This is a genomic window from Kribbella kalugense, from assembly GCF_004365875.1.
Classification (GTDB): domain Bacteria; phylum Actinomycetota; class Actinomycetes; order Propionibacteriales; family Kribbellaceae; genus Kribbella; species Kribbella kalugense.
In genome coordinates, this window is record NZ_SODF01000002.1 from 584,416 (window position 1) to 594,553 (window position 10,138).

Here is a 10,138-nt window from a genome sequence, read left to right on the forward strand (position 1 = left end):
CGGAAATGTCCAGCTGACCAATTATTTTAGGCCAGCTAGCACTCGATGACGTTGACGGCGAGCCCGCCGCGGGAGGTCTCCTTGTACTTGATCTTCATGTCGGCGCCGGTTTCGCGCATGGTCTTGATGACCTTGTCGAGGGTGACGACGTGGACGCCGTCGCCGTGCATGGCCATCCGGGTCGCGTTGATCGCCTTCACCGAGGCCATCGCGTTCCGCTCGATGCACGGGATCTGCACCAGGCCGCCGACCGGGTCGCAGGTCAGGCCGAGGTTGTGCTCCATCGCGATCTCGGCCGCGTTCTCGACCTGTTGCGGCGTACCGCCGAGGACCTCGCACAGACCGGCCGCGGCCATCGAACAGGCGGACCCGACCTCGCCCTGGCAGCCGACCTCGGCGCCGGAGATCGACGCGTTCTCCTTGTAGAGCACGCCGATCGCCCCGGCCGTCAACAGGAACCGGACCGCTCCGTCGTCGGTCGCACCCGGTACGAAGCGCCGGTAGTAGTGCAGTACGGCGGGAATGATGCCGGCGGCACCATTCGTCGGCGCGGTGACGATCCGGCCGCCGGAGGCGTTCTGCTCGTTGACCGCGAGCGCGAACAGGTTGACCCAGTCCATCACCTTCAGCGGGTCCACCGACCACGGATCGTCGCTCAGCCGACGGTGCAACGCGTGCGCCCGGCGCGGCACCTTCAGCCCGCCCGGCAGGATGCCCTCGGTCTCGCAGCCTTCGCGGACGCAGTCCTGCATGACCTGCCAGATCCGCAGCAGCCCGTCGCGGATCTCGTCCTCGGTCCGCCAGGCGAGCTCGTTCGCGAGCATCACCTCGCTGATCGACAGCTGCGACTCGCGACACCGCTCGAGCAGCTCGGCGCCGGTGGTGAACGGGTACTTCAGCGGGGTCGTGTCCAGCACGATCCGGTCCCCGGCGGCCGCGTTCTCGTCGACGACGAATCCTCCGCCGACCGAGTAGTACGTGCGCTCCCGCAGTACTGCGCCGGCTGCGTCGAGCGCGACGAACATCATCCCGTTCGGGTGGTACGGGAGCGCCTTGCGGCGATGCATCACCAGGTCGGTGTTCTCGTCGAACGCGATCTCGTGCTCGCCCGCCAGCACGAGCCGGCCGCGCTCGCGGATCGTCTCGACCCGGGCGTCGACCGAGTGGGTGGCAACGGTCTCCGGGTCGGCGCCCTCGAGGCCGAGCAGGACCGCCTTGTTGCTGCCGTGGCCGTGTCCGGTCGCCCCGAGCGAACCGAAGAGCTGGGACTGGACGGTCGCCGTCGCGGCCAGCAGACCGTCAGCGGCGAGGCCGAGTGCGAAGGTGCGGGCGGCGCGCATCGGTCCCACGGTGTGTGAGCTCGACGGGCCGATCCCGATACTGAACAGGTCGAAGACGCTGATCGCCATCGTGTGGAGGTTCCTTCCGGTCGCCGTTGACCGATTGGTGTCCTCCCCGCTCTGTTGGACCCGACGTCCTCCAGAGATGCCTCACCCGCGCGGTGAAGGTGCCTGAGAGATTCTTGGGGAGAGTTGCTCCTACGGCGCCCAGGTCACGCCTGGGGCTCTCCCGCACGGGTTCATGCGGCTGTTGAATTGAGTGACGGTCTGGACGGTACGGCGGTCTTCGGTACGCCGTCAATCCGGCCACCCCGAACGTCCCCCACGCTTCGATCGGGGTTCACGCGGGGCTCGTCCCTGATGCCCTCAGCAAGCGATTGCCGAAGGATCGAGGACATGACGTTCATCCAACGCGCCCTCACCGGCGCTGTAGTTCTCGGCGTCGCCTCCGCCGGAATCACCACCATCCCCGCATCGGCGACCACTCCGCGAGTGCACTGGACCGACTGCAAACCGGAGGGCAAGGACGACCCCGCCAAGGTGAAGGGCTCGCAGTGCGCGACGCTCCGCCTGCCGGTCGACTGGCGCGACCCCGGTGGACCCACGTTCGACCTCGCGATCGCCCGGCGTACGGCGAAGGTCCCGAGCGAACGCGTGGGCGTTCTGGTCTTCGGCCCGGGTGGTCCCGGCGACTCCGGCGTCGACCGGATCAAGACCGGGATGAGCCGGTTCAGCGCGAACCTGCAGGACCGCTTCGACATCGTCAGCTTCGACCCGCGTGGCATCGCGCGCAGCAACCCGGTGCAGTGCTCGGCCGCTCTGCTCGCCAAGCAGCCGTCGCCGATCATCACCAGCAACGCCGACTTCCGCGCGACGATCAGCTACAACCGGCAGCTCGCCGCGGACTGCCGCGAGAACACCGGCCCGCTGTACGACCACATCGACACCTGGCAGACGGTGCGCGACGTCGACGCGGTACGCCGGGCGCTCGGTGAGTCCACGATCTCGTTCCACGGCAGCTCGTACGGCACGGTGCTCGGGGCGCAGTACGCCGAGACGTACCCGCAGCGGGTTCGCGCGATGGTGCTGGAGAGTGTGAGCGACCACAGTTCGCCGTCGACCCGGGCCTTCCTCGACGACCAGGCGTCCGCGTCGCAGGACTCGTTCGACGAGTTCGTGAAGTGGTGCGACGCGACGGCGAGCTGTTCGCTGCACGGTCGCGATATCCACGCCCTGTGGGCCGATCTGCTCGCGCGTTCGGCGGATCCGTTCAAGCTGAGCTTCACGGTGTTCAGGATGCTCTACGACCCGAAGTGGTCCGCGCTCGCCGACATGCTGGAAGAGCAGGCCACTGCGTCAACTGAGGCGACGCCGACCGGACTGGCGCCGAATCCGCTGGCTGTGTTCTGCCAGGACTGGAACCTTCCGGTCAAGGACTACCGCGAGTACGCCGCCCACCTGCAGCGGCTCGCGCGCAACAACCCGGACATGCGCTACCCCGGTCAGCTGATGGCGGTCTCGATGTGTCTCGGTGCACCGAAGGCGAACAACCCGCAGCACGTGCTGAAGGTCCGCGGGCTGAAGACGCCGGTGCTGCTCGCCAACGCGATCCACGACCCGGCGACCGGCTACAACTGGGCACAGAGTGTCCAGCGTCAGCTCGGCCGGTCCGGCGTACTGCTGACGTACGAAGGCTGGGGACACGGCAGCTACAACAGCAGCCCGTGCATGCAGAGCACGATCGACAACTACCTGATCGCGCGCAACGTGCCGGAGCGTGGCAGCAGCTGTGCCGCAGTACCACCAGTCGGCTGACTCAGACCGGTACGCCGGTGATGTCGAGAACGCGGTCGAGGTGGTCGCCACGGACCAGCCGGCCGGACATCAGCCGGAGCTCGGCGCAGGCAGTCTGTAGCGCCTGCGTCTGCGTCCGGCAGTTGTCGACGTACCAGAACGGGTCGTCGGGCTGCGGATCGTCGGCGTCGTCGATGTCGGCGTACCAGCGCCGGTTTCCGCAGTGAACTACACGCACCTTGAGATTCATGCTGACTACTCCCCGTACCCGGGGATCCTGGGTCCCCCCTGGCCCCAGCCGGGGCCGCCTCGGCCTGGCGCGTGGTTCGCGGCCCCCCACAGCCACGCGCCGGGCCGAGTGCGACCCTCCCCCGCTCTGTACATCGTGCGGCAGGCGGGAATGTTACTGCTTGTGACGGGGTAACTTTGCGCTAGCGGGAGTCACCAAGGTGTGAGCGGGTCCACTGCTCCAGCCCGTCGGTAGTGATCGGCAGATCCTCGGTCAGAATCTCCAGCCGGTCCGGGTGTACGACGACGTTGTCCTCGATCCGGATGCCGATGCCGCGCAGCTCCGGCGGCACGGTCTCGTCGTTCGGGTGGAAGTACAGCCCGGGCTCGACCGCGAGCGCCATACCGGCCTCGATGGTGCCGGCGAAGTACGCCTCCGGCCGGGACGCGTCACAGTCGTGTACGTCGAGGCCGATGTAGTGACCGGTCCCGCAGACGATGTACCGGCGGTGCTGCTGACCGTCCGGGCCCAGCAGCTCGTCGAGCGACGCCTCGAGCACACCCCAGTCCCGCAGCCCTTCGGCCAACACCCGCAGCGCCTCGTACTGGAAGGCGCGGTACGGCGCTCCGACCTTGACGGCCTCGAGTGACGCGAGCTGCGCCTTGTGCACCAGGTCATGCACCTGCCGCTGCGCCGCGGTGTACTCACCGCTCGCCGGGAACGTCCGGGTCACGTCGGCGGTGTACAAGGTGCGGGTCTCGACGCCGGCGTCGAGCAGGATCACGTCGCCCTCGTTCACCGCGCCGTCGTTGCGGACCCAGTGCAGCACCGGCGCGTGGTTGCCAGCAGCAACGATCGAGGCGTACCCGACGCCGTTGCCCGCGGTCCGCGCCCGCCGGTCGAAGGTGCCCTGCAGCCAGCGCTCACCGCCACCACGGATCGCCTCCGGCAGCTCGCGGGCCACGTCGCCGAACGCGAGCACGCTGGCCGCGACCGCCTCGCGCAGCTGGTCGAGCTCCCAGTCGTCCTTGATCCGGCGGAGCTCGGCGAGCGTCTGCCGGAGTGCGTTGCCGTCGGTGGGCGACGTCCGTACCAAGGCGTCCAGCATCGGCTCCACACCGGGGACCGACAGCATGAACGGGACCGCGCCACGGACCGCCGCCGGCAGTTCCTCGATCGGGCGGCAGGCGATCTGCAGCGCGTCCGACCAGTCCTTCAGCCCCGGCACCGGACCGATCCACAACTCGCCGTCGCGCGCGTTCGCGAAGAAGTCCGCCTCGTCCGGCCCGGCGGTCTCACGCAGATACAGCGTCGCGTCGCCGTCTCCAGAGATCACCAGTACGGCGCCCTCGGCCTGGCAACCGGTCAGCCAGACGAAGTCGCTGTCGGCGCGGAACTGGTAGTCGGTGTCGTTCGACCGGACCGGCGCCCGGCCGGCCGCGAGCGCGATCCGCCGTCCTGGCAGCGCCGCGGCGAGCTTCCGCCGATGCGCCGCGGCCGCTTCGGCGAGCCCCTCCGGCACCGAGACGGAGCGGTCCACCTGCCCCCAGCCACGCGAGATGAAGTCCCGGAACCCCTTGGCGTCGATGGGGCGGTACGACTTCGGCGTCTGGTCGGCCCGGGCGTCATCGGTCATGAGCTGTGCTCCCCTTTGCAACTGACGGTTTCACTCATCAACTCAGGTTTCTGTCGGGGTTCGCAAGCCCTTATCCGGCTATCGCGCGCGGAAGGCCGCGAGGATGGCTTGCTCGGAGTGGAGCAGGTACTCGTAGAGGTCGGTCGCGGCCTCGTCGTACTTGCGAGCCTCGAGGAGCTCGAACAGCGCGCGGTTCCGCTCGATGTAGGGCTCATGTAGTTCGCGTGGCGTCGCGATCACGTGGAAAAGGAGTCGTAGCTCCGCGAGCAGTCGACCCGTCATCGCGTCCATTCGCGAGCTGTCGGCCAGACCGATCAGGTGCTGATGGAAGCGCATGTTCGCCGTACCGACCGCCGGCCATCGGTCCGCGCGAGCGGCTGCCTCGGCGGCCTCGACGTCGTCCTGCAGCGGCTCCAGGCGGCTCGCCGGCAGTTCCGGGTCGCGGTCGGCAAGACCGCGGACAACGTCCACCTCGAGGACCCGGCGGAGCCGGTACAGGTCGACCACGTCATGCTCGTCCAGCTCCGGTACGAACACTCCACGGTGCAGCTTGTAGACCAGCAGCCCTTCGTGAGTCAGCAGCCGGAAGGCCTCGCGCAACGTGTTCCGGCTGACCTCCAGGACCTCGGTCAGCTCGACTTCGGAGAGCTGGGCGCCGGGCGGCAGCGCACCTTCGGTAATACTGCGGCGCAGGATGTCCGCGGCCCGCTCGGCCGAGCTGCTGCGGTCCAGTCGCGCGACGTCGGCCGCGACGGTCCGCAGCCAGGCCTGCCGTTCGGTCTCGCCCCCACCCGTACTCATCTCCGCATCATCCCGCACCGGAGGGACGAGGAAAAGTAGAACAAGCCTCTTGCAGGATTGTTGAACAATCCTTACGCTCAAGTGCATGGATCTCAACGCGGATCTGGGTGAAGGATTCGGTTCCTGGTCGGTGGGTGACGACTCGGCGCTGCTCGACGTCGTGACGAGCGCGAACGTGGCCTGCGGGTTCCACGCCGGCGATCCGTCGATCATGCGGCGGGTGACGGCCGAGGCGGTCGAGCGCGGGGTCGCGATCGGGGCGCATGTCGGGTACGCCGACAAGGCGGGCTTCGGACGGCGATTCGTGGACATCGAGCCAGCCGCGCTGCGGGACGAGGTGGTCTACCAGATCGGTGCGCTGGACGCGTTCGCCCGGATCGCTGGTGATCGGGTGCGGTACGTGAAGCCGCACGGCGCGCTGTACAACACGATCGGCCACCATCGCGAGCAGGCCGCCGCGGTTGTCGCGGCGGTTGCGGAGTACGACAAGTCGCTTCCGGTGCTGGGGCTGCCTGGCTCTGCCTGGCTCGAGCTCGCGGCCGAGGCCGGTTTGTCCGCAGTACATGAGGCCTTTGCGGACCGTGCGTACACACCCTCTGGGACTTTGGTGTCGCGGCGCGAGGCCGGTTCCGTGCTGCACGATGCGGACGAGATCGCGGCCCGGTGTACGGCGATGGCGACCGGGCAGCCGATTCAGGACAACGCGGGTGGCTCGTTGGTGGTCGAGCCGGCGTCGATCTGCGTGCACGGCGACACCCCGGGCGCGGTCGACATCGCTCGGCGGGTGCGTGGTGCGTTGGAGGGAGCGGGCGTCATGTTGAGCCCGTTCACCGGCTGATGCGGATCCTCCCGGCGGGTGATCGGGCGCTGCTGGTCGAGCTCGACGATCTCGACGAGGTGATCGGGTACTACACCGCGCTCGCCGCGGATCCGCCGGCGGATGTGATCGACATCGTCCCGGCCGCGCGCACCGTGCTGGTCACCACAACCGGCGACCTCGCCACCTTGTCGCGAACCCTGCACGATCTGACTCCCTCCGCCGACAGCCGGACAACCGGCGATCTCATCCACATCCCGGTGATCTACGACGGTGCCGACCTGGGTGACGTCGCCGACCTCCTCGGCTGTAGCAAGGACGACGTGATCGGCCGCCACACCGCCGACGAGTGGACCGTCGCCTTCTGCGGCTTCGCCCCGGGATTCGGCTACCTGACGTCGGCCGGCGACTGGAACATCCCTCGCCGGTCATCACCCCGGACGAAGGTCCCCACCGGCGCGGTCGCGTTGGCCGGCGAGTTCAGCGGCGTCTACCCGCGCGAGTCCCCCGGTGGATGGCAGTTGATCGGCCGCACCACGGCGAAGATCTTCGACCAGGAACGCGATCCGGCCGCACTGTTCCATCCCGGCCGTAGGGTCCGATTCGTCGACGCGGGTCGTGGATGAGCAGCCTGACCGTTCTCGAACCGGGGCCGTTGGCAACGATCCAGGACCGCGGACGAGCCGGCCAGGCAGCGCTCGGCGTACCGACCTCGGGGGCTTGCGACAGGGCGGCGTACGAGCTGGCGAATCGGTTGGTCGGCAATGCCGCCGGGGCTGCGGCGATCGAGGTGACGTTCGGCGGACTGGTCGTGCACGCCGACGTCGACCTCGTCGTCGCGATCACCGGCGCCCCGTGCACCGGCGTGCCTTTGAATGCTCCCGCCACGCTGCGGGCGGGACAACTGCTGCACCTCGGTGCACCGCTCACGGGTCTGCGGACGTACGTCGCCATCCGCGGCGGCGTCGACGTACCGCCGGTCCTCGGCTCGCGCTCCACCGACCTGCTGTCCGGTCTCGGTCCTTCGCCGCTCGTCGCGAGCCAGACGGTTCCGATCGGTCGGCCGGTTGAGCCGATGCCTGGGGTCGATCTCGCTCCGGTCGCACATCCAGCCGGCGGCCAGGTCGTACTGCGGGTGACGCCGGGACCACGGCGGGACTGGTTCACCGATGCCGGATGGCAGGCCCTCGTCTCGCAGACCTACCAGGTCAGCAGCAATAGCAACCGCGTCGGCGTACGCCTCGACGGCACGCCCTTGGAACGCGCGCGGTCCGGCGAGCTGGCCAGCGAGGGCATGGCCCGCGGCGCCATCCAGATCCCACCCTCCGGCACCCCCGTCATCTTCCTGGCCGACCACCCCGTCACCGGCGGCTACCCAGTCATCGCGTACGTCGCCGACGCCGACCTGGACGCCTGCGCGCAGGTGCGGCCCGGCCAGCCGGTCCGTCTACTCGGTCTGTAGCGACTGACCGGTCGCCTGGAAGCGGCGGAGGTACTCGGTCGGCGTGATGCTGAGATGTCGGGCGAAGGCGCGGCGTAGGGTTTCGTCGCTGCCCAGGCCGCTGAGTCGGGCTGCTTTGGTGATGCTGTGGCCGTCGAGCAACAGCTGCTGCGCCCGGTCGAGTCGCACTCGCTCGACCCAGCGGCCCGGCGTGGTGCGGAACTCAGTCCGGAACAAGCGGGTCAGGTGCCGCGGACTGACCGCTGCGGATGCCGCGAGCTTCGGCAGGGTGTGGTCGCCCGCGGGATCCGCTACGACGGTTTCGGTCACCATCCGCAGCGGATCGCTGCGGGCCGGCGGCGTCTCCAGCGCGACCGAGAACTGCGACTGTCCGCCGGGCCGTTGCAGGAAGACCACCAGCTCGCGGGCGGTTGCCCGGGCCAGAGCGGCGCCGTAGTCGGCCTCGACGAGTGCGAGCGCGAGGTCGATGCCCGCGCTGATGCCGGCCGACGTCACGTAGCGCCCGTCGGTGATGTGCAGCGCGTCGGACTCGACGATCACCTTGGGGTACTGCCGTGCCATCGCGGCCGCATGCCGCCAGTGCGTCGTCGCCCGCCGTCCGTCGAGGAACCCGAGCTCTGCGAGGACAAACGCCCCGCTGCACACCGACGCAACCCGGCTCGCCCGCTCCGCGGCGGTTGCTGTCACACGCAGGAGCTCATCCGGCATGCCATCGACGAGCTGATCAGCTCCGGCCACCACAACCGTGTCGACCGGGCCGACCTCTGCCGCGGCGATCACCCCGGCCAGCACCAGACCCGACGACGTCGTCACCTGGCCTTTAGAGGCCGAGACCAGGAGCGTTTCGTAGCACCCTTTCCGGATCTGATTCGCCTGGTGCAGGACCTCGAGCGGCCCGCTCACGTCGAGCAGCGTCACGCCGTCGTACACGACGAAGGCGACCCGGTGTGTCCGAATCTGTGGTTCATCTGGCGATAGGGACATGGCGCCAGCGTAGCTCTCGCCGCGAGCCTGGAGCCATGACCGAAACCATCGCCGGGGTGAGCATCCCGGACAGCAAGCTCGCTCAGGAAGCAACCGAACTAGTGCGGGCGGCCGCGTCGCCACTTCTCTTCGACCACTCGCGCCGCGTCTACCTGTTCGGCGCCCTCCGCGGCTCGGGCCTCGGGCTCACCTTCGACGCCGAACTGCTGTACGTCGGGGCGATGTTCCACGACCTCGGTCTGACCGAGCGCTACCGCCGTACCGATCAGCGTTTCGAGATCGACGGCGCGGACGAGGCTCGGCGGTTCCTCGTCGGGCACGGCATCACGGGCGACGCCGCCGACCGGGTCTGGACCGCGATCGCCTTGCACACCACGCCGGAGATCCCGCTCCACCTGCCCGCCGAGATCGCGCTCGTCACCCGGGGCGTCGAGCTCGACGTCCTCGGCCTCGGGTACGACGCCATCTCCGAAGACCAGCGCACCGCCGTCACCGACGCCCATCCCCGCCCCGACTTCAAGAACCGGATCCTCGCGGCCTTCACCGAGGGCATCGAGCAGCGCCCGTCGACAACGTTCGGCAACGTGAAGTCCGACGTACTCGAACACTTCGTCCCCGGTTTCCACCACACCGACTTCGTCGACGTCATCAAGAACTCGCCCTGGCCCGAGTAGGACCTTGCTTGTCCGGGGACGGTGGACGGGTAAGGATGTGCGGTATGACGGAGAGTTCCGGAGCTCCAGGTATCGACAGCGCTGTCCCCCCGAGCGGCACCGGCTGCGTCGAGTGCCTGGCAGTCGACGGTTGGTGGTTCCACCTCCGCCGGTGCGCCGAGTGCGGTCACATCGGCTGCTGTGACTCCTCCCCCGCCCAGCACGCTTCCGCCCACGCGGCCGAGTCCGGGCACCCGATCGTCCGCAGCTTCGAGCCGGGCGAGGACTGGTTCTGGCACTACGGCGAGTCGGAGTACTACAACGGCCCCGAGCTCGCCCCACCAACCTCCCGCCCCGAAACCCAACCGGTCCCCGGCGGGAACGTCCCAGCAGACTGGCAGACCAAGCTCCACCGCTGAGCC

At 68.9% G+C, this 10,138-nt stretch carries 11 protein-coding genes and 1 riboswitch; of the genes, 6 read left to right on the plus strand and 5 right to left on the minus strand.

Going from position 1 to position 10,138, the window contains the following annotated elements; translation table 11 throughout:
• Positions 1 to 35: 35 nt before the first annotated feature.
• Positions 36 to 1,409: an L-serine ammonia-lyase gene (locus EV650_RS20375; protein ID WP_134120638.1), complete on the minus strand. Its 1,374-nt coding sequence runs from the start codon at positions 1,407 to 1,409 to the stop codon at positions 36 to 38.
• An 80-nt stretch (positions 1,410 to 1,489) separates the two neighbouring features.
• Positions 1,490 to 1,582, minus strand: a riboswitch (glycine riboswitch).
• 154 nt (positions 1,583 to 1,736) lie between these two features.
• On the opposite strand from EV650_RS20375, the gene EV650_RS20380 reads away from it, so the two are divergent.
• On the plus strand, positions 1,737 to 3,155 hold the full coding sequence (locus EV650_RS20380; protein WP_134120639.1) for an alpha/beta fold hydrolase: 1,419 nt from the start codon (positions 1,737 to 1,739) through the stop codon (positions 3,153 to 3,155).
• A 1-nt stretch (position 3,156) separates the two neighbouring features.
• Here EV650_RS20380 and EV650_RS20385 read toward each other — a convergent pair whose 3' ends face one another.
• From EV650_RS20385 to EV650_RS20395, 3 genes are all read right to left on the minus strand, one after another.
• Positions 3,157 to 3,384, minus strand: a complete 228-nt coding sequence (locus EV650_RS20385; RefSeq protein WP_134120640.1) for a hypothetical protein — start codon at positions 3,382 to 3,384, stop codon at positions 3,157 to 3,159.
• A 181-nt stretch (positions 3,385 to 3,565) separates the two neighbouring features.
• The gene (locus EV650_RS20390; protein ID WP_134120641.1) at positions 3,566 to 4,999 is read right to left on the minus strand and encodes an aminopeptidase P family protein; all 1,434 of its coding nucleotides are present in this window, start codon (positions 4,997 to 4,999) and stop codon (positions 3,566 to 3,568) included.
• 78 nt (positions 5,000 to 5,077) lie between these two features.
• A complete protein-coding gene (locus tag EV650_RS20395) occupies positions 5,078 to 5,800 on the minus strand; it encodes a GntR family transcriptional regulator (protein WP_134120642.1) in 723 nt (240 codons plus the stop codon).
• Between the two features lie 85 nt (positions 5,801 to 5,885).
• Between EV650_RS20395 and EV650_RS20400 the strand changes: the two genes are divergently transcribed.
• From EV650_RS20400 to EV650_RS20410, 3 genes are read left to right on the plus strand one after another with little or no spacing between them, the layout of a single operon-like run.
• The gene (locus EV650_RS20400; RefSeq protein ID WP_134120643.1) at positions 5,886 to 6,638 is read left to right on the plus strand and encodes a LamB/YcsF family protein; all 753 of its coding nucleotides are present in this window, start codon (positions 5,886 to 5,888) and stop codon (positions 6,636 to 6,638) included.
• Positions 6,638 to 7,243, plus strand: coding sequence for a 5-oxoprolinase subunit B family protein (locus tag EV650_RS20405; protein WP_134120644.1), 606 nt, complete (start codon positions 6,638 to 6,640; stop codon positions 7,241 to 7,243). The genes EV650_RS20400 and EV650_RS20405 overlap by 1 nt, the downstream gene beginning before the upstream one ends.
• Entirely contained in the window at positions 7,240 to 8,079 is an 840-nt protein-coding gene (locus EV650_RS20410) for a 5-oxoprolinase subunit C family protein (RefSeq protein WP_134120645.1), read from the plus strand. The genes EV650_RS20405 and EV650_RS20410 overlap by 4 nt, the downstream gene beginning before the upstream one ends.
• On the opposite strand, the gene EV650_RS20415 is transcribed toward EV650_RS20410, so the two are convergent.
• A complete protein-coding gene (locus EV650_RS20415; protein WP_134120646.1) occupies positions 8,065 to 9,063 on the minus strand; it encodes a GlxA family transcriptional regulator in 999 nt (332 codons plus the stop codon). The genes EV650_RS20410 and EV650_RS20415 overlap by 15 nt on opposite strands.
• Positions 9,064 to 9,098: 35 nt before the next feature.
• On the opposite strand from EV650_RS20415, the gene EV650_RS20420 reads away from it, so the two are divergent.
• The gene (locus tag EV650_RS20420; protein WP_134120647.1) at positions 9,099 to 9,737 is read left to right on the plus strand and encodes an HD domain-containing protein; all 639 of its coding nucleotides are present in this window, start codon (positions 9,099 to 9,101) and stop codon (positions 9,735 to 9,737) included.
• A 44-nt stretch (positions 9,738 to 9,781) separates the two neighbouring features.
• Positions 9,782 to 10,135 carry a UBP-type zinc finger domain-containing protein gene (locus EV650_RS20425; RefSeq protein WP_134120648.1) on the plus strand — a complete coding sequence of 118 codons (354 nt, stop codon included), beginning with the start codon at positions 9,782 to 9,784 and terminating at the stop codon, positions 10,133 to 10,135.
• Positions 10,136 to 10,138 lie beyond the last annotated feature (3 nt).